15 protein-coding genes are annotated in these 19,729 nt (G+C 69.8%); 12 read left to right on the top strand and 3 right to left on the bottom strand.

The genetic code is table 11. The annotated features are described in order from the left end of the window. Positions 1 to 7 precede the first annotated feature (7 nt). The 11 genes from ngcE to D9753_RS07865 all read left to right on the top strand — a co-directional run bounded on the left by ngcE (position 8) and on the right by D9753_RS07865 (position 14,694). Positions 8 to 1,453, top strand: coding sequence for an N-acetylglucosamine/diacetylchitobiose ABC transporter substrate-binding protein (ngcE, locus tag D9753_RS07915; protein ID WP_121786360.1), 1,446 nt, complete (start codon positions 8 to 10; stop codon positions 1,451 to 1,453). 117 nt (positions 1,454 to 1,570) lie between these two features. Further along, positions 1,571 to 2,506 carry a carbohydrate ABC transporter permease gene (locus D9753_RS07910; RefSeq protein ID WP_121786359.1) on the top strand — a complete coding sequence of 312 codons (936 nt, stop codon included), beginning with the start codon at positions 1,571 to 1,573 and terminating at the stop codon, positions 2,504 to 2,506. A gap of 15 nt (positions 2,507 to 2,521) precedes the next feature. Next, positions 2,522 to 3,445: a carbohydrate ABC transporter permease gene (locus tag D9753_RS07905; protein WP_121786358.1), complete on the top strand. Its 924-nt coding sequence runs from the start codon at positions 2,522 to 2,524 to the stop codon at positions 3,443 to 3,445. Positions 3,446 to 3,632: 187 nt separating this feature from the next. Next, positions 3,633 to 4,832, top strand: a complete 1,200-nt coding sequence (locus D9753_RS07900) for an ROK family transcriptional regulator (RefSeq protein WP_121786357.1) — start codon at positions 3,633 to 3,635, stop codon at positions 4,830 to 4,832. A 133-nt stretch (positions 4,833 to 4,965) separates the two neighbouring features. Then, on the top strand, positions 4,966 to 6,069 hold the full coding sequence (locus D9753_RS07895; protein ID WP_163010916.1) for a substrate-binding domain-containing protein: 1,104 nt from the start codon (positions 4,966 to 4,968) through the stop codon (positions 6,067 to 6,069). A 190-nt stretch (positions 6,070 to 6,259) separates the two neighbouring features. After that, positions 6,260 to 7,060, top strand: a complete 801-nt coding sequence (locus D9753_RS07890) for an ATP-binding cassette domain-containing protein (RefSeq protein WP_121786355.1) — start codon at positions 6,260 to 6,262, stop codon at positions 7,058 to 7,060. Further along, on the top strand, positions 7,057 to 8,367 hold the full coding sequence (locus D9753_RS07885; RefSeq protein WP_121786354.1) for a sugar ABC transporter permease: 1,311 nt from the start codon (positions 7,057 to 7,059) through the stop codon (positions 8,365 to 8,367). The genes D9753_RS07890 and D9753_RS07885 overlap by 4 nt, the downstream gene beginning before the upstream one ends. A 267-nt stretch (positions 8,368 to 8,634) precedes the next feature. Beyond that, positions 8,635 to 9,234, top strand: coding sequence for a hypothetical protein (locus tag D9753_RS07880; RefSeq protein ID WP_163010648.1), 600 nt, complete (start codon positions 8,635 to 8,637; stop codon positions 9,232 to 9,234). 240 nt (positions 9,235 to 9,474) lie between these two features. After that, the gene (gene dxs, locus D9753_RS07875; RefSeq protein ID WP_121786352.1) at positions 9,475 to 11,403 is read left to right on the top strand and encodes a 1-deoxy-D-xylulose-5-phosphate synthase; all 1,929 of its coding nucleotides are present in this window, start codon (positions 9,475 to 9,477) and stop codon (positions 11,401 to 11,403) included. Between the two features lie 142 nt (positions 11,404 to 11,545). After that, positions 11,546 to 13,072, top strand: coding sequence for an amino acid permease (locus D9753_RS07870; RefSeq protein ID WP_121786351.1), 1,527 nt, complete (start codon positions 11,546 to 11,548; stop codon positions 13,070 to 13,072). An 83-nt stretch (positions 13,073 to 13,155) separates the two neighbouring features. Beyond that, entirely contained in the window at positions 13,156 to 14,694 is a 1,539-nt protein-coding gene (locus D9753_RS07865; protein WP_121786350.1) for a glycosyltransferase family 39 protein, read from the top strand. On the opposite strand, the gene D9753_RS07860 is transcribed toward D9753_RS07865, so the two are convergent. Then, positions 14,615 to 15,007 carry a PIN domain-containing protein gene (locus tag D9753_RS07860; protein ID WP_121786349.1) on the bottom strand — a complete coding sequence of 131 codons (393 nt, stop codon included), beginning with the start codon at positions 15,005 to 15,007 and terminating at the stop codon, positions 14,615 to 14,617. The two genes, D9753_RS07865 and D9753_RS07860, sit on opposite strands and share 80 nt — an antisense overlap. Positions 15,008 to 15,079: 72 nt before the next feature. Between D9753_RS07860 and D9753_RS07855 the strand changes: the two genes are divergently transcribed. After that, positions 15,080 to 16,096 carry a hypothetical protein gene (locus D9753_RS07855; protein ID WP_121786348.1) on the top strand — a complete coding sequence of 339 codons (1,017 nt, stop codon included), beginning with the start codon at positions 15,080 to 15,082 and terminating at the stop codon, positions 16,094 to 16,096. A gap of 99 nt (positions 16,097 to 16,195) precedes the next feature. Here D9753_RS07855 and D9753_RS07850 read toward each other — a convergent pair whose 3' ends face one another. Both D9753_RS07850 and D9753_RS07845 read right to left on the bottom strand, forming a co-directional pair. Then, positions 16,196 to 18,325 (bottom strand): 3-hydroxyacyl-CoA dehydrogenase NAD-binding domain-containing protein, encoded by a 2,130-nt coding sequence (locus tag D9753_RS07850; protein WP_121786347.1) that lies wholly within the window; start codon positions 18,323 to 18,325, stop codon positions 16,196 to 16,198. Next, on the bottom strand, positions 18,322 to 19,539 hold the full coding sequence (locus tag D9753_RS07845; protein ID WP_121786346.1) for a thiolase family protein: 1,218 nt from the start codon (positions 19,537 to 19,539) through the stop codon (positions 18,322 to 18,324). The genes D9753_RS07850 and D9753_RS07845 overlap by 4 nt, the downstream gene beginning before the upstream one ends. Positions 19,540 to 19,729: the final 190 nt, after the last annotated feature.

The following is a 19,729-nucleotide window of genomic DNA, read 5'->3' as shown; positions in this document are numbered from 1 at the left end:
CTTGAGCATGGGATCCACTTCCGAGGGGGACCACGGTTTCGCAGGTGTCGGCCGTCGCGCGCTGATCAAGCGGTCTGCCGCACTCGGCCTGGTCAGTGTCCCGGCGATGAGCTTCCTGTCCGCGTGTGCCAGCGGCGGCGGTGACGACACCGGCGCCGGCACCGCCGAGGGGAAGACGTCGAAGGGCAACCCCTTCGGCGCCAAGAAGGGCAGCAAGCTCGACGTCGTCGTCTTCAAGGGCGGATACGGCGACGACTACGCCAGGGCGTGGGAGGCCGACTTCGGCAAGAAGCTCGGCATCACCTCCAGCCACACCGGCACCCAGGAGATCACCGGCAAGCTCCAGCCGCGCTTCAACGCGGGCAACCCGCCGGACATCGTGGACGACTCGGGCGCCCAGAAGATCAACATCGACGTCCTCTACAAGAACGGCCAGCTCCTCGACCTCGCCGAGGTCCTGGACGCGCCCTCGGTCGACGACCCGGCCCGCAAGGTCCGCGACACCCTGATCCCCGGCACGCTCGACCCGGGCATGCAGGAGGGCAAGATCGTCGCGCTGAACTACATCTACACGGTCTGGGGCCTGTGGTACTCCGGCAAGCTCTTCGAGGAGAAGGGCTGGCAGCCGCCGAAGACCTGGGACGACTTCCTCGCCATCTGCAAGGACGCCAAGTCGCAGGGCATCGGCGGCCTGGCCCACCAGGGCAAGTACCCGTACTACATCAACGTCGCCCTCATGGACCTGATCGCCAAGAAGGGCGGTCTGGACGCGATGAAGGCCATCGACAACCTGGACCCCAAGGCGTTCGTCGGCTCCGACGCCGCGCAGGCCGCCGCCGAGGCGGTCTACGAGGTCGTCGAGAAGGGCTATCTGATGCCCGGCACGAACGGCCTGTCCCACACCGAGTCGCAGACCCGCTGGAACCAGTACAAGGCCGCGTTCATCACCTGCGGTTCCTGGCTGGAGAACGAGCAGCTCAAGCAGACGCCGCCGGACTTCGACATGAAGTTCCTGCCCATGCCGCCGCTGTCCGGCAGCGCCCTGCCCTTCGAGGCGATCCGGGCCGGCTCGGGCGAGCCCTTCGTCATCCCCTCGAAGGCCGGTAACCTGCCGGCCGCCAAGGAGTTCATGCGGCGCATGCTCTCCAAGGAGTGGTCGACGCTCTTCGCCAAGCAGGCCAACTCGCTCACCATCCTCAAGGACGGCGTCGACCCGGGCGTCCGGCTGCGCCCGGGCACCCAGTCCACGGTCGAGGCGTCCAAGGCGGCCGGTGACCACACCTTCCGTTACCTGTACACCGAGTGGTACGGCGAGATGGGCACCGCCCTGGAGGCCGCGTCCAACGAGCTGATGGCCCGGCGCATCCAGCCGAAGGAGTGGCTGAAACGGTGTCAGGCCGCGGTGGACAAGCAGGCCAAGGACCCCGCGTCGAAGAAGAACCACCGGGACTAGGTCCGCCGGGCCGCCTTGGGGGCGCGGAGGCGACCGCGGATGCCGGTGGCGGCGTGTCGCGCGGTTCCCCGCACTCCCTCCGGGGTGCCGGTACGGGCCGGAATGTCAGGGGCAGGTATGCGCAAAGGGCAGTACCGGTTCGTCACGGGGTTTCTCCTCGTCCCCGTGGCGCTTTATCTGATCTTCGTGATCTGGCCGTACATCCAGACGATCGGCTATTCACTGACCGACTGGAAGGGGCAGTCGCAGACCTTCCGCTTCGTCGGCCTGGACAATTACCGGGCGCTGTTCCAGGACGACATCTTCCTGGAGGCCGTCTGGCACAACATCCTCTTTCTGATCTTCATCCCGGTGATCACGATTCTGCTCGCCCTGTTCTTCGCCTTCATGCTGAACGCGGGCGGGCGCAGCCGGGCCGGCGGGGTGCGGGGAGTCGAAGGAGCGGCGTTCTACAAGATCCTCTACTTCTTTCCGCAGGTGCTGTCCCTGGCGATCCTCGCGGTCCTCTTCAACGCCGTGTACCGCAGCGACGGCGGCGGCCTGCTCAACGGCCTGCTGATCAAGACGGGGCTGGTCGACGCCGACAACCCCGTGGAGTGGCTCAACGAGCCGAACATGGTGCTCTGGGCGCTGATGGTGGTCGTGGTCTGGCACGGCGTCGGCTTCTACCTCGTGCTGTTCTCCGCCGCCATGCAGTCGATCCCGCGGGACATCTACGAGGCCGCCCTGATCGACGGGGCGAGCCGCAACCAGTCCTTCTTCCGCATCACCCTGCCCCTGCTGTGGGACTCGGTGCAGACCGCCTGGGTCTATCTCGGCATCGTCGCCATGGACATGTTCGTACTGGTCTCGGCCATGACCCAGAACATGGGCGCGTACGGCGGCGGCCCCGACCACCACAGCGACGTGATGTCGACGGTGATGATGCGCAACTTCCTCTACTACGGCAAGAGCGGCTACGCCTGCGCCATGGGCGTCGTCATGCTGCTGCTCACGCTGGTCCTGTCCGTGGTCACGCTGCGCGCCACCCGCCGCGAGCGCATCGAGTTCTGAGCGGGAGAGACGACGATGAGCACACCCATCAAGGAAACCGCCCCCGCGCCGGCCGGGCGGCCCGTCGCCAGGACTCCCCTGCCGGCAGGCGGCCGGCGCGGCGAGGGCGTGGTCCTGAACGCCTTCTCGCACGGCTTCCTCGCCCTGTGGGCCCTGCTGATCGTGCTGCCGCTGCTGTGGCTGGTGCTCAGCTCCTTCAAGACCGACGCCCAGATCGGCGGCTCCGCCTTCGGCTGGCCCCGGCACTGGTCCCTGGACGTCTTCGCCCGCGCCTGGGGCAAGGGCATCGGCGACTACTTCCTGAACACCGTGATCGTCCTGGTCTTCTCCGTGCCGCTGACCATGCTGCTCGGCTCGATGGCCGCGTACGTGCTGGCCCGGTACCCGTTCCCGGGCAGCCGGCTGCTGTACTACTTCTTCGTCGCCGGCGCGATGTTCCCGGTGTTCCTGGCGCTGGTCCCGCTGTTCTTCATGGTCAAACGGCTGGACATGCTGAACACCTACCAGGGGCTGGTCCTGGTCTACATCGCCTACTCGATGCCGTTCACGGTGTTCTTCATGCACGCCTTCTTCCGGACCCTGCCCACCGCGGTCTTCGAGGCGGCCGTTCTGGACGGCGCCTCGCACACCCGGACGTTCTTCCAGGTGATGCTGCCCATGGCCAAGCCGGGACTGATCAGTGTGGGGATCTTCAACACGCTGGGTCAGTGGAACCAGTTCATCCTGCCCACGGTCCTCATGCAGCCGCAGAGCGGCTCCGACCCCGAACGGTACGTCCTCACCCAGGGCCTGATCCAGTTGAACCAGCAGCAGGGATACGCCGCCGACCTGCCGGTTCTGTTCGCGGGTGTGACCATTGCCATGATCCCGATGCTGGTGGTGTACCTGTCCTTCCAGCGCCAGGTGCAGGCGGGGCTGACCTCGGCGACCCTGAAGTAACCGCACTCCGCGACCGTTCGCCTGCACGCCGCTCCGGGCTTTCGGGGGCGGCGCGCACGCGTGTGTCCGGATACCCGGAAACGGTTCAACCTCTTGACGGGAGTCACCCCGAACGGCTCAGCTTAGAGTTCACTAGTTGGACATACACGGGGCCTCACCGAAGCGGCCCCGCGCTCAGGAGGTCGTCGTGGAGACTCCAGGGTCGCAGTCATCACTGCACCGAGCCAACCTGGAGCGGGTCGTCCGGGCCGTGCGCCTGGCCGGGTCCCTCACGCAGGCGGAGATCGCGCGGACGACCGGTCTGTCGGCCGCGACCGTCTCCAACATCGTGCGGGAACTGAAGGACGGCGGAACCGTAGAGGTCACGCCCACCTCGGCGGGCGGGCGGCGGGCCCGCAGCGTCAGCCTGAGCGGGGACGCCGGCATCGTGATCGGCGTCGACTTCGGTCACACCCATCTGCGCGTCGCGATCGGGAACCTCGCCCACCAGGTGCTGGCCGAGGAGGCGGAGCCGCTGGACGTCGACGCCTCCGCCGACCAGGGCTTCGACCGGGCCGAACAGCTTGTCAGCCGGCTGGTCGCGGCGACCGGGGTGGACCGGTCCAAGGTGGCCGGCGTGGGACTCGGCGTGCCGGGCCCGATCGACGTGGAGTCGGGGACGCTGGGGTCCACCGCGATCCTGCCCGGCTGGGGCGGCACCAAGCCCGCCGAGGAGCTGCGCGAACGGCTCGGCGTGCCCGTGCACGTGGACAACGACGCCAACCTCGGCGCCCTCGGCGAGCTGGTCTGGGGCAGCGGCAAGGGCGTGCGGGACCTGGCGTACATCAAGGTCGCGAGCGGTGTCGGCGCCGGTCTGGTGATCGACGGGAAGATCTACCGCGGCCCCGGCGGCACGGCGGGCGAGATCGGGCACATCACCCTCGACGAGTCCGGTCCGGTCTGCCGCTGCGGCAACCGCGGCTGCCTGGAGACCTTCGCGGCGGCACGCTACGTGCTCCCGCTGCTCCAGCCGAGTCACGGCAGCGATCTGACGATGGAGGGCGTCGTACGGCTGGCCAGGGACGGTGACCCCGGCTGCCGTCGCGTGGTCGCCGACGTGGGCCGCCACATCGGCAGCGGAGTGGCCAATCTCTGCAACCTGCTGAACCCTAGCCGGGTGGTCCTCGGCGGTGATCTCGCCGAGGCCGGTGAGCTGGTCCTCGGGCCCATCAGGGAGTCGGTCGGCCGCTACGCCATCCCTAGCGCGGCGCGCCAACTGTCCGTGCTGCCCGGGGCACTTGGCGGCCGTGCGGAGGTGCTGGGGGCACTCGCCCTCGCTCTCAGCGAGATGGGCGATTCGACCCTTTTGGAGGGGGCGTTCCCGGTGGCGACCCCTGCCTTCACTTAGAGAACGGATGGCACCGTTGCCATCTCGTTAAGGATTTACTTCTTGACGTCGCACGTGTGGCCGAGTTGACTTCCAGCCACCTCGGCCGCAACGACGCGGCCTCGTCAGGGAGGTTTCTCAAGTGAACGCACGTATGCGTCGTGCCGCCGTTGCCGTTGCCGCCGGTGCGATGGCCGTCTCGCTGGCCGCCTGTGGCAGTGCCAAGGAGTCCAAGGGCGGCGACAGCTCTTCCTCGGACTCGGCCAAGAAGGGCGACAGCATCAAGGTCGGTCTCCTGCTTCCGGAGAACAAGACCGCGCGGTACGAAAAGTTCGACAAGCCGCTGATCGAGAAGAAGATCAGCGCGCTGACGAACGGCAAGGCGACCGTCCAGTACAACAACGCCCGCCAGGACGCGAACCTCCAGGCCCAGCAGGTCGACACGATGATCACCAACCACGTGGACGTGCTCATCCTGGACGCGGTGGACGCCAAGGCCATCCAGAACTCCGTCCAGAAGGCCCAGCAGGCCGGCATCAAGGTCGTCGCCTACGACCGCCTCGCCGAGGGCCCGATCAGCGCCTACACCTCGTTCGACAACGAGAAGGTCGGCCAGACGCAGGGCCAGGCCCTGCTGGCAGCGCTGGGTGGCAAGGCCACCAAGTCCTCCAAGATCGTCATGATCAACGGCTCGGTCACCGACCCGAACGCGGCCCAGTTCAAGAAGGGCGCCCACAGCGTCCTGGACGGCAAGGTCACCATCGCCAAGGAGTACGACACCAAGGAGTGGTCGCCGGACAACGCCAACTCCGAGATGGAGGCGGCGATCTCCGCGGTTGGCAAGAACAAGATCGCGGGCGTCTACTCCGCCAACGACGGCATGGCCGGCGGTATCATCACCGCCCTCAGCGCGGCCGGCCTCAAGGTCCCGGTCACGGGCCAGGACGCCGAGCTGGCCGGTGTGCAGCGTATCGTCTCCGGTGAGCAGTACATGAGCGTCTACAAGTCGTACCCCCAGGAGGCGGACATCGCCGCCCAGATGGCCGTGGCGCTCGCCAAGGGGCAGAGCCTGGACTCCATCGCCAAGGACAAGGTCTCCAGTGGCAGCACCAAGGACGTCCCCTCGGTCCTCGTTCCTGTCGTCTCCCTGACGAAGGACAACATCAAGGACACCGTCATCAAGGACGGCATCTACACCGTCGGCGACATCTGCACGACTAAGTACAAGGCCGCCTGCGACAAGATCGGCCTCAAGTAGGCAGTCCGGAGTCTCTTCCCCCGCGCGGGCCTTCGTCTTCGAGTGCCCGCCGGGAAAGCGACCGGCTGCTCCCCGGCTCCGCCGGTGCCCCGCGCACATCACGCAGCCCCGCAAGCTCGAGGCGGGGCGCCGGACGGAACTCCCCCCATTCTTTCTGCACAACCTCCCGCCGGGTCAGGCGGCGAAGGAGATGGTTCACGTGTCCGCTACGCCCGTGCTGGCGTTGCGCGGGGTCTCCAAGCGGTTCGGTGCCGTTCAGGCGCTCACCGACGTAGAGCTTGAGGTCCACCCCGGTGAGGTGGTCGCCCTGGTGGGCGACAACGGCGCCGGAAAGTCCACGCTGGTCAAGACGATCGCCGGCGTTCACCCCATCGATGAGGGCGTCATCGAGTGGGACGGCAAGCCCGTCTCCATCAACAGGCCGCACGACGCCCAGGCCCTGGGCATCGCGACGGTTTACCAGGACCTCGCTCTGTGCGACAACATCGATGTCGTCGGCAACCTCTTCCTCGGCCGTGAGCTGAAGAAGTGGGGCGTCCTGGACGAGGTCGAGATGGAGCGCCGCTCCCGCGAACTGCTCACCACGCTGTCGATCCGCATCCCCAGCGTCCGCATCCCGATCGCCTCGCTCTCCGGGGGCCAGCGCCAGACCGTGGCCATCGCCCGGTCCATGCTCGGCGAGCCCAAGCTGGTCATCCTCGACGAGCCCACCGCGGCCCTCGGTGTCGAGCAGACCGCGCAGGTCCTCGACCTCGTGGAGCGTCTGCGTGAGCGCGGCCACGCCGTCATCCTCATCAGCCACAACATGGCGGACGTGAAGGCGGTGGCCGACAAGGTCGCCGTTCTGCGCCTCGGCCGCAACAACGGCGTCTTCAAGGTCAGCACGACCTCGCAGGAGGAGATCATCTCCGCCATCACCGGCGCCACCGACAATGCCGTGACCCGCCGTGCGGCGCGCACATCCAGCACGAACGGGGAGGTTTCCAAGTGAGCGTCGACAACACCTCCGCGAATCTCGACAAGACGCCCGGGCATGACGGGCACGTTGTCGAGAACCCCGAGGCGGCGGCCGCCGCGGTCACCGCCGTTGACCCCCGTCTCCTCGTCCGCGAGCAGGGCCTGCTGGGCTACTGGAACGAGTTCAAGCGTAAAATGAAGGCCGGCGAGCTGGGCTCCATGCCCGTCGTCGTGGGCCTGGCGATCATCTGTGTGATCTTCCAGGTGCTGAACTCCAACTTCCTGTCCGCGCAGAACATCAACGACATCACGATCACGATGGTCGGCACGGGCATGATCTCGGTTGGCATCGTCTTCGTGTTGCTGCTCGGCGAGATCGACCTGTCCGTCGGCTCGGTCAGCGGCGCGGCCAGCGCCCTCGCGGCCGTACTCGCGGTCAACCAGGGTTGGCCGGAGTGGGCGGCCGTACTGCTCGCCATCGTCTCCGGCGCCGCCATCGGGGCGCTGCACGGCTTCTTCTTCGCGGTGCTCGGCGCGCCCGCCTTCGCCGTCACCCTCGCCGGCCTGCTGTTCTGGCTCGGCTTCATGCTGAAGGTACTGGGCGCGGACGGCACGATCAACCTCGACTCGGACGGTCTGGTCGGCAAGCTCACCACGTACTACTTCTCGGACGTGGCCGCCGCGTACGGGCTCGCTGTGGTCGTGGTCGCAGTGTTCTTCCTCACCTCGTTCCTCGCCAACCGGCGCCGGGAGACCGTGGGCGTCCCGTCCCGGCCGCTCAGCGACACGGTCGTACGGACCGTTCTGCTGGCAGTGATCTCGTTCGCCGCGGCGTACATGTACAACCAGTACAAGGGTCTGCCGCTGGCCACCGTGATCTTCCTGGTGTTCCTGATCGGCTCGGACTTCGTGCTGCGGCGCACCACGTACGGTCGCAAGATCTTCGCGCTCGGCGGCAGCGTCGAGGCGTCCCGGCGCGCGGGTATCAACGTGACGGCGGTGCGCATCTCCGTCTTCGCGATCTCCGGTGGCTTCGCGGCGATCGGCGGCCTGTTCCTGGCGTCGAAGATCGCCTCGGCGAACCAGAGCGCCGGTACCGGTGACCTGCTCATGAACGCGATCGCGGCCGCCGTCATCGGTGGCACGTCGCTGTTCGGCGGCCGGGGCCGTACCTGGAATGCCCTGCTGGGCGTGCTGGTGATCGTCTCGATCCAGTACGGGCTCCAGCTAGAGTCCATCGCGGAGCCGGTGAAGTACATGATCACCGCGGCGGTTCTGCTGACCACGGTCGTGATCGACTCGATCACCCGCAAGACGCAGAAGACCGCTGGTCGCGCCTGAGCCGGACAACCCGAGCGGGTACGAAGAGCTGCCCCGGTGCCTTCCAGGCGCCGGGGCAGTCCCGGTTCGCATCGACGGGCATCGGTCCGCGCGACCACCGTGTGCCCGCCCGTCCGGCGAGCCGGAGGCGCCATCTCCCCTAGCCACGAATTGAAGTGACGAACAGTCAGGTCCTCGGCGATACTTCGTGAGCTGTAAGACCATATGACCAGGTGCGGGACGTTTGTCGGCTCGCACCCGGACGGGGAGGATGATATGAAGAAAATCATGGCAGCCGCAGGGTCTGCCGCGCTGTTGATGACCACGTTCCTGACGACGCCCGCGCTGGCGGCCTCCGCGGCCAGCCATCCTGCCGCGGCCGCCCAGCAGGCGGCCCCGCGGGTGCAGGCCTCGCTCCAATCCACCGACCGTGTCCTGTACGACGTCGACTTCTTCGTCGGTGAGCGGGTGGGCGCCACCGACGTGCGGAAGCTGAAGCTCAAGCCCAAGAGGGCCTGGGACGAGCTTCACCGCTGTTTCAACTGCAGCTTCCCGGTGGACGGCGCACCGAAGAAGTTCCCCTCAGAGAACCAGTACATCAAGCTCAAGGCTTGTGGTATAGGCCACTACGCGTGCAAGAACGCGCCGGTGCGCTACCACAAGAGCAAAAGCTATGACTACACCTGGTTCTTCCTCGCGCAGAAGGGGCACTTCGACGGCAAGGACTCAATGGTCCGGTTCCGCTTCTACAACGACAAGCAGGGGTTCCTGCGCCTGAAGGTGTATGCGACCGTCACCCACCCCACCATCCCGGACGGGGTCAACAAGGAGTTCGCCGTCATGAAGTGGCGGGCTTTCGCACACATCCTGGGTATGCACCTGGAGTAGGAGCAGGAGGACCGCCGCGGAGCCGGACGTCACCGGTTCCGCGGCCGGCCGCGGAACCGCGGTGGTTAGTCGCCCTTTCCGTGACGCGTGAGGTCAGTCACACGGCCGACCGGACACCCTGCCGACATTGCCCGATCGAGTGCGGCCCGCTCGACGACCAGGAGCACCGCGCGCCACGCCGGAACATTAGACTCGACGCGCCCGGCAAAGCTCGATCAGCTCTACTGCAAGGAGGCACGGGTGCCGCTGCTGACCCGCATCACGGGACCGCGCGATCTGGACCGGCTCAGCCTGGAGGAGCTGGAACAGCTTGCAGGGGAGATCCGGACCTTCCTCGTCGACGCGGTTTCCAAGACCGGCGGCCACCTCGGCCCGAACCTCGGTGTGGTGGAGCTGACCATCGCCCTGCACCGGGTCTTCGACTCGCCGAAGGACAAGGTGCTGTGGGACACCGGCCACCAGTCCTACGTGCACAAGCTGCTCACCGGCCGGCAGGACTTCTCCCGGCTGAAGATGAAGGGCGGCCTGTCGGGCTACCCCTCGCAGGCCGAGTCCGAGCACGACGTCATCGAGAACAGCCACGCCTCCACGGTCCTCGGCTGGGCCGACGGCATCGCCAAGGCCAACCAGTTGCGCGAGCGGGACAGCCGGGTCGTCGCCGTCATCGGTGACGGCGCGCTGACCGGCGGCATGGCCTGGGAGGCGCTGAACAACATCGCCGAGGCCAAGGACCGCCCGCTCGTCATCGTCGTCAACGACAACGAGCGCTCCTACGCCCCGACCATCGGCGGGCTCGCCAACCACCTGGCGACGCTGCGCACGACCGACGGCTACGAGCGCTTCCTGGCCCGGACGAAGGACATCCTCGACCGGACCCCGGTCGTCGGACGGCCGCTGTACGAGACGCTGCACGGCGCCAAGAAGGGGCTGAAGGACTTCATCGCCCCGCAGGGCATGTTCGAGGACCTGGGCCTGAAGTACGTCGGCCCGATCGACGGGCACGACATCGAGGCGCTGGAGTCGGCGCTGGCCCGGGCCAAGCGGTTCGGCGGCCCGGTGATCGTGCACTGCCTGACCGAGAAGGGCCGCGGCTACCAGCCGGCCCTCCAGGACGAGGCCGACCGCTTCCACGCCGTCGGCAAGATCCACCCCGACACCGGGCTGCCGATCGCCTCCTCCGGTGCCGACTGGACCTCCGTGTTCGGCGAGGAGATGGTGCGGCTCGGCGAGGAGCGCGAGGACATCGTCGCGATCACCGCGGCCATGCTCCAGCCTGTCGGCCTGGACAAGTTCGCCAAGCGCTTCCCCGAGCGGGTGTACGACGTCGGGATCGCCGAGCAGCACGGCGCCGTCTCCGCGGCGGGCCTCGCGCACGGCGGGCTGCACCCCGTCTTCGCCGTGTACGCCACCTTCCTCAACCGCGCCTTCGACCAGGTCCTCATGGACGTCGCCCTGCACCGGTGCGGGGTGACCTTCGTGCTCGACCGGGCCGGTGTCACGGGCACCGACGGCGCCTCGCACAACGGCATGTGGGACATGTCCCTCCTCCAGGTCGTGCCGGGGCTGCGGCTCGCCGCGCCGCGCGACGCCGACCAGGTCCGCGCCCAGCTCCGCGAGGCCGTCGCCGTCGAGGACGCGCCGACCGTGGTGCGCTTCTCCAAGGGCGCCGTCGGCCCCGCCGTACCGGCCGTGGGCCGGGTCGGCGGCATGGACGTGCTGCGTGAGCCCGGCACCGAACGCCCGGACGTGCTACTGGTCTCCGTGGGCGCCCTGGCCCCGATGTGCCTGGAGATCGCGGCCCTGCTGGACCGGCAGGGGATCTCCACCACCGTGGTCGACCCGCGCTGGGTCAAGCCCGTCGACGAGGCCATGGCCCCGCTGGCCGAGCGGCACCGGGTCGTCGTCACCGTCGAGGACAACAGCCGCGTCGGCGGTGTCGGCTCCGCGATCGCCCAGGCCCTGCGCGACGCGGGCGTGGACGTGCCGCTGCGCGACTTCGGCATCCCGCCGCGCTTCCTCGACCACGCCTCCCGCGCCGAGGTGCTCGCCGAGATCGGGCTGACCGCGCCGGACATCGCCCGCCAGGTCACGGGGTTGGTCTCCAAGCTGGACGGCCGGTTCGACCGCGCGGCCGACGCGGTGGACTCCGTGGAGCCCGCGCGCGACTAGAACCATGCGCTCTTGGACGCCGGTTCCGCCACGCCAGGTGGCGGAGCCGGCGTTTTTGCGTGAACCTGCCTGTGCCGGGGCACACGCGTCCCCGGCCCTCTCGAATCATGTCGAGGACGACAAGCGTGTGGGAGGTAGGCCCGTGAGCAGTACCCTCTTCAGGACGAAGAAGGTCGAGCAGTCCATCCTCGACACCGAGGAGCCGGAGCACGCGCTCAAGAAGTCCCTGTCCGCGCTGGACCTGACCGTGTTCGGTGTGGGTGTGATCATCGGCACCGGCATCTTCGTCTACACCGGGTCGGTCGCCAAGACGACCGCGGGCCCCGCGATCTCCCTGTCGTTCGTCGCCGCGGGCGTCGCCTGCGCCCTCGCCGCCCTCTGCTACGCCGAGTTCGCCTCCAGCGTCCCCGTGGCGGGGTCGGCGTACACCTTCTCGTACGCCTCGATCGGCGAGCTGCCCGCCTGGATCATCGGCTGGGACCTGGTCCTGGAGTTCGCGCTGGGCACGGCGGTGGTAGCCGTCGGCTGGTCGGGCTATTTCCGGTCGTTCCTCGACACCAACATCGGCTGGCACGTCCCCGCCGTGCTCGGCGGCCGGGACAACGCCCACGGCTTCGGGTTCGACATCTTCGCCGCCCTTCTGGTGCTGGCGCTCACGGCCGTGCTCGTCGTCGGCATGAAGCTGTCCGCGCGCGTCACCCAGGTGGTCGTGGCGGTGAAGGTGACCGTCGTGCTCATCGTGATCATCGCGGGCTCGTTCATCGTCAAAGCGGCCAACTACCACCCGTACATCCCCCCGGCGCGGCCCGCACAGGCCGGCAGCGACCTCAAGGCCCCCCTGATCCAGCTCATGTTCGGCTGGGCACCGTCCAGCTACGGCGTGATGGGCGTCTTCACCGGCGCCTCGATCGTGTTCTTCGCCTTCATCGGCTTCGACGTGGTGGCCACGGCCGCCGAGGAGACCCGCAACCCGCAGCGCGACATGCCCCGCGGCATCATCGGCTCCCTCATCATCTGCACACTGCTCTACGTGGCGGTGTCGATCGTCGTCACCGGTATGGAGAAGTACACCAGGCTGTCCGTGCAGGCCCCGCTCGCGGAGGCCTTCAAAGCCACGGGACACCCCTGGTTCGCGGGCGTCATCAGCTTCGGCGCCACCATCGGGCTCATCACCGTCTGCATGATCCTGCTGCTCGGCCAGACCCGGGTGTTCTTCGCGATGAGCCGCGACGGGCTGCTGCCGCGGTTCTTCTCGCGCACCCATCCCCGCTTCCGCACGCCGTACCGGCCGACGATCCTGCTCGGCGTCATCATCGCGATCGTCGCGGGCTTCACCAGCCTGACGACCCTCGGCGAACTGGTGAACATCGGCACGCTGTTCGCGTTCGTCGTCGTCGCGATCAGCGTCGTCATCCTCCGCAGGACCCGCCCCGACCTGCCCCGCGCGTTCCGCACCCCGTGGGTCCCGGTCCTGCCTTTCCTGTCGGTGTGCGCCTCGCTGTGGCTGATGCTGAACCTGCCCGCCGAGACCTGGCTGCGCTTCGCGGCCTGGATGGTCATCGGCTTCGTCGTCTACTTCCTCTACGGCCGCTCGCACAGCCGTCTCGGCCTGCGGGAGAGGGCCGCGGCCGACCGGACCGCCCCTCCGCCGAGCGGGGACCCCGCCTGACCGCACCGCCTGACCGGATGCGTTCCGCCCCGGCCCCGTATGTCCGCCCCGGCGCGGACCGCGGGGCCGGATAGCGTGCTGACATGCTCGCCGCCCCGCTCGCCCCCGCACGGACCGAGGTCACCCGGACGGCGTACTGGCCGCGGCTGCTGCCCCTCCTGACGGCCCTGGCCTGCGCCACCCGGATCCCGTCCTTCGTCCGGCCGGTGTGGAACCCCGACGAGGGCTATCTCGCCGTACAGGCCCGGCTGCTGCTCCAGGGAGGCCGGCTGTACGACACGGTGGTGGACCGCAAACCGCCGCTGCTGCCCTGGCTGTACCAGGCCGCGTTCGCGCTCTGCGGATCCGGCTCGCTGACCCCGCTGCGGGTGCTCGCCGTCCTCGCCCAGCTACTGACCGCCGTGGCTCTGGCCTCCCTCGCCCGGCGCCGCTGGGGCGACCGCGCGGGCCGCACCGCCGGGGTGCTGTACCTGCTGGTCTCCGTCGGCCTCAACCCCGAGGACGCGCAGGCCGCCACCTTCGAGGTGTTCATGCTGCCCGGCACCGCCGCGGCCGTGTGGTGCGCCGACCGGGGCCGCTGGGGCGCGGCCGGGACCGCCGTCGCCGCCGCGTTCCTGACCAAGCAGACCGGGGGAGCGGTGCTGCTGCCGGTGGCCTGGCTGCTGTACCGCCGGGGCGCCCCGCGCGCGGACGTGGCACGGCTCGCGGCCGGCTGCGTCCTGCCGGTGGCCGTCGCGGCCCTGCTCACCGGTCCGGCCGGCTTCCTGTTCTGGACGGTGACCGGCTCCGCCGCGTACGCCTCCCCGACCGGCTCCGGACTTCACGTCCTGGCCCGCGTGTCGGCCAACACCGCGCTCCTGGCCGGGGCGTCGGCGGGCCTGCTCCCACCCGTCGTACGGGCCCTGCGCACCGCCCGCTCCCCGGCGCCCGAGCTGTGGCTGTGGCTGGCCTCCTCGGCCGCCGCCGTCACCCTCGGCTTCCACTTCTTCGGCCACTACTACCTCCAGCTCACCCCGCCGCTCGCCCTCCTGGCGACCGCAGCGCTCCAGGTCCCGCCCCGGGACCGGCACCGGGCCGCCGTCCGCGTCTCCGCCTGCTGCTGCGCCCTCTTCGTCGCCTGGGGCCTGCTCGCCCCGCGCCCCGAACTCCGGCACGCCGAACGGCTCGCGGCGCTCCTCGCCCACCGCACCGGACCCGCCGACCGCGTCCTCGTCTGGGGCATACACCCTGAGACGTACTGGCTGGCCGGCCGCACCCCCGCCACCCGCTACCTCACCGCGGGCCTGCTCACCAACTACAGCGGTGGCCGCGACGGCCTCCGGGTCGGCGAGAGGTACGCCGTCGCCGGCACCTGGCCGGTCTTCCGCCGGGAACTGGCCGCGCACGCCCCGGCCCTGGTCCTGGACGACTCGCGGGGCGGGCCCTACGCCCCCGACCGCGTCCCCACCCTGCGCCGGCTGCTGGCCGCGGGGTACACCCCGGCGGGCCGGGTGGACGGGGCGGTGCTGTACACCCGGATGCCGGCGGCACAGCGGGCGCGGCTCAGCCCGGCACCGTACGCGGGCCCGCCACCTGCGCGCCCAGCCCGGTCACCCGGCGCCGCAGCTCCCGGTCGGCGGTGATCACCAGGCGGTCCCGGCCGGCGCTCTCGGCGGCCAGCTCCACGATCCGGTCGTCACCGCTGCCCGGCGCCGCCTCCACCCGTACGCCCGGCACCGATGCCACACCACGGGCCGCGCCCTCGACCACGAGCACGATCTCCACCGGTTCCGCCCGCCCGGGCAGGCCCTGGCCCGCCAGCCGGTCCCGCAGCCGCTCGGCCGCCCCCTTACGGTCCCGCCACCAGCCGTCGGGCCGCGAACCGACGACGTTCGCGCCGTCCACGATCACGAGCAGCGGGGCCGGGGGAGGCGGGGCGTCCAGGGGCTCGGTCATGCGGCAAGGGTGCCACGGCGGCGGGCGGGGCCCGGGACCCGGGGCCGCTGCCGAGCGGCTTAGAGTGAACCGGTGAACGGCGACTGGCTCCTCCGCGGCCGAGACGGCCGGCTCAGTGTCTACCAGCTATCGGGCGACGCCGTCCTGTGCCGGGCGGAGCGCGGCCCCGGCGGCCCCTGGTCCGCCCCGCGCCGGGTGGGCGGCGACCAGCGGCTGCACCCCGTCCTGGCGGTCGGTCAGGGCGCCGACGGATACGCCCATCTGGTCTCCTGGCGGCCCACCGTCAAGGGCGAGTCCGGGCTCGTGCACTCCACGCACTTCCGCCCGCACCTCGCCGCCCTGGACTGGAACCCGGTCGGCCACCCGCACAAGAAGGGCGACCGGACGGGCACCCCCGCGGTCGCCGTCGACGCCCAGGGCCGCGCCCATCTCTTCGTGCCCGACGGCGACGGCGGGGTGAGCCTGCTCGCGCAGAAGGAGAAGGGCGGCTGGGAGCCCTGGCGGGACCTGAAGGGCGGCGAGGTGAGGGACGGGCCGGCCGCGGTCACGGGGGAGTCCGGCAGGGTCGAGCTGTACGCGGCGGTACCGCAGGGCCTGGTGTACTGGCGCCAGGAGGAGCCGGGCGCCCAGCCGGTGCTCCGGGAGACCCTCAGGGCCCCGGTCCGTCCGGGCACCCTGCGCGCCCTCGCCACCTCGCCCGACCGGACGACCGTCTTCTACACCGACACCTCCGGCGACCTGTGCGCCTGGCGCCCCGGCGACGCGCCGGCCACCCTGCTCCCGGCGGCCGGCCCCGGCCCGGTCGCGGCGGTCCGCTGCGCGCTGGACGGCTACGACTGCACCCTGTTGGCCCAGCGGTCGGCGAGCGGACGCGTCGCCTTCGCCGCGTACCCGACCGAGGTGGAGCCGGCGGGCGCCTGGTGGACCGAGTCGGGCCCGCAGCTCCCGCTGGACGCGCTGGTGTGCCTCGCGACGGACGAGGAGGACCGGGTGGTCGCGGCGACGTCGTCCCCGTCGACCGGGCGGCTGCTGCTGACCCGGCGCAAGGACGAGCCGGGACTGGCGCTGGAGGCGTGGCAGGAGGCGTGAGCCCGTCCGGCGCGCCACCGGGCGGGGACGGCAGGAAAAACGCCGGGTGCCCGCACTCCGTTCAGGAGCACGGGCACCCGGCGTCCGACCGGGGAGGCGTTACGCGGGCACGCTCGCCACGCCCGGCGCCAGGAACTTCTTGCCGTTCACGCGCTCCGAGACGCCCTCACGGTCCAGGTACGGCGTGATGCCGCCCAGGTGGAAGGGCCAGCCGGCGCCGGTGATCAGGCACAGGTCGATGTCCTGGGCCTCGGCGACGACACCCTCGTCGAGCATGAGCCCGATCTCCTGCGCCACCGCGTCCAGCACCCGGGCCCGCACCTGCTCCTCGGTGAGGACGGTGTCACCCTGCTTCAGCAGCGCGGCGACCTCGGGGTCCAGCTCCGGCTTGCCGCTGTCGTAGACGTAGAAGCCGCGCTTGCCGGCCTCGACGACCGCCTTCAGGTTCGGGGAGACGGTGAAGCGGTCGGGGAAGGCCCGGTTGAGGGTCTCCGAGACGTGCAGGCCGATGGCGGGGCCGACCAGCTCCAGCAGCACCAGCGGGGACATCGGCAGACCGAGCGGCTCGACGGCCTTCTCGGCGACCTCGACCGGGGTGCCCTCGTCGATGACGTTCTGGATCTCGCCCATGAAGCGGGTCAGGATGCGGTTCACGACGAACGCCGGGGCGTCCTTGACCAGCACCGCGGTCTTCTTCAGCTTCTTGGCGACCGCGAAGGCGGTGGCCAGCGAGGCGTCGTCGGTCTGCTCGCCGCGCACGATCTCCAGCAGCGGGAGGATCGCGACCGGGTTGAAGAAGTGGAAGCCCACGACCCGCTCGGGGTTCTTCAGCTTCGAGGCCATCTCGGTGACCGAGAGGGACGAGGTGTTCGTCGCCAGGATCGCGTGCGCCGGGGCGACCGCCTCGACCTCCGCGAACACCTGCTGCTTGACCCCGATCTCCTCGAACACGGCCTCGATGACGAAGTCCGCGTCCGAGAAGCCCTCGGCCTTGTCCAGCACACCGGTGACCAGGGCCTTGAGGCGGTTGGCCTTGTCCTGGTTGACGCGGCCCTTGCCGAGCAGCTTGTCGATCTCGGCGTGGACGTAGCCCACACCCTTGTCGACGCGCTCCTGGTCGATGTCGGTCAGGACGACCGGCACCTCCAGGCGGCGCAGGAACAGCAGGGCGAGCTGGGAGGCCATCAGACCGGCGCCGACGACACCGACCTTGGTGACCGGGCGGGCCAGGCTCTTGTCCGGGGCGCCGGCGGGACGCTTGCCGCGCTTCTGCACGAGGTTGAACGCGTAGATGCCGGAGCGCAGTTCGCCGCCCATGATCAGGTCGGCGAGGGCCTGGTCCTCGGCGTCGTAGCCCTGCTGGAGGTCGCCGTTCTTCGCGGCGGCGATGATGTCCAGCGCGCGGTAGGCGGCCGGGGCCGCGCCGTGCACCTTGGAGTCGGCGATGAACCGGCCGCGCGCGACCGCCTGGTCCCAGGCCTCGCCGCGGTCGATCGCCGGACGCTCGACCGTGAGGTCGCCCTTGAGGACCTGGGCGGTCCACAGCAGCGACTGCTCCAGGAAGTCGGCGCCCTCGAACAGGGCGTCGGCGATGCCCAGTTCGAAGACCTGCGCGCCCTTGAGCTGCTTGTTCTGGTTCAGCGAGTTCTCGATGACGACCGAGACGGCCTTGTCGGCGCCGATCAGGTTGGGCAGCAGCGTGCAGCCGCCCCAGCCGGGGACCAGGCCGAGGAAGACCTCGGGCAGGGAGAACGCCGGGATCGCCTTGGAGACGGTCCGGTAGGTGCAGTGCAGGCCCACCTCGACGCCGCCGCCCATCGCCGCGCCGTTGTAGTAGGCGAACGTCGGGACGGCCAGCTTCGACAGGCGCTTGAAGACCTCGTGGCCGCCCTTGCCGATGGCGAGCGCGTGCTCGTGCTCCTTCAGCAGCTCGACGCCCTTGAGGTCGGCGCCGACCGCGAAGATGAACGGCTTGCCGGTGATGCCGGCACCGACGATCTCGCCGTCGGCGGCCTCCTTCTCCACCTGGTCGATCGCGGTGTCGAGGTTCGCGAGCGAGGCGGGCCCGAAGGTGGTCGGCTTGGTGTGGTCCAGGCCGTTGTCCAGCGTGATCAGCGCGAAGCGGCCGGCGCCGAACGGCAGGTCGAAGTGGCGTACGTGCGCACTGGTGACGACCTCGTCGGGAAACAGCTCCGAAGCCTGCTTCAGAAGCTCGGTGGTGGTGCTCACTTGTCCCCCTCGAAGTGCGGGTTCTCCCAGACGACCGTCGCGCCCATGCCGAAGCCGACGCACATGGTGGTCAGGCCGTAGCGGACGTGCGGCTGCTCCTCGAACTGGCGGGCCAGCTGCGTCATCAGACGGACGCCGGAGGAGGCAAGCGGGTGGCCGTAGGCGATGGCGCCGCCGTACTGGTTGACGCGCTCGTCGTCGTCCGCGATGCCGTAGTGGTCGAGGAAGGCCAGGACCTGGATGGCGAAGGCCTCGTTGATCTCGAACAGGCCGATGTCGGAGATGGACAGGCCCGCCTTGGCGAGGGCCTTCTCCGTGGCCGGGATCGGGCCGTAGCCCATGACCTCCGGCTCCACGCCCGCGAAGGCGTAGGAGACGAGGCGCATCCGGACCGGCAGGTTGTTCTCGCGGGCGAAGTCCTCGCTCGCGATGATCGACGCGGTGGCGCCGTCGTTCAGACCGGCCGCGTTGCCGGCGGTGACCCGGCCGTGCACACGGAACGGCGTCTTCAGGCCCGCCAGGTTCTCCAGCGTGGTGCCCGGGCGCATCGGCTCGTCGGCGGTGACCAGGCCCCAGCCCGTCTCGCCGCCCTCGGGGTTGGTCCGGCGCACCGAGATCGGCACCAGGTCCTGCTGGATCTTGCCGTTGGCGTACGCCTTGGCGGCCTTCTCCTGCGAGCGCACCGCGTACTCGTCGGTACGCAGCTTGGTGATGTGCGGGTAGCGGTCGTGCAGGTTCTCCGCGGTCATGCCCATGAACAGGGCGGACTCGTCGACCAGCTTCTCGGAGACGAACCGCGGGTTCGGGTCCACGCCCTCGCCCATCGGGTGGCGGCCCATGTGCTCGACGCCACCGGCGATGACGGCGTCGTAGGCGCCGAAGGCGATCGAACCGGCGGTGGTCGTCACGGCGGTCAGGGCGCCGGCGCACATGCGGTCGATCGAGTAACCGGGGACGGACTGCGGCAGGCCCGCGAGGATGCCGGCGGTGCGGCCGAGGGTCAGGCCCTGGTCACCGATCTGCGTGGTCGCGGCGATGGCGACCTCGTCGATCTTCTGCGGGTCCAGGCCGGGGTTGCGGCGCAGCAGCTCCCGGATCGCCTTCACGACGAGGTCGTCGGCACGGGTCTCGTGGTAGATCCCCTTCGGGCCCGCCTTGCCGAACGGGGTGCGGACGCCGTCGACGAAGACGACGTCCCTGACGGTACGAGGCACGATTGGCTCTCCTCCAGGGTGCGGGATGGCACTGCTGCGATGCGCTGAGCGCGCGCTCAGAACCCATGCTACTTATGAGTAACGTAGCTGCACAGTCCTGCCGGCCCAAGCGGTGAACGTCACACCGCCGGCCGGCATGGCAGCCGCACGGGGCCCACCTCGCCGCCCCAGGATCTTGGCGCGATCTCGA

Source organism: Streptomyces dangxiongensis, assembly GCF_003675325.1.
GTDB lineage: Bacteria > Actinomycetota > Actinomycetes > Streptomycetales > Streptomycetaceae > Streptomyces > Streptomyces dangxiongensis.
The sequence above is the reverse complement of the archived record's forward strand: the minus strand, read 5'-3'. Positions and strand labels throughout refer to the sequence as shown.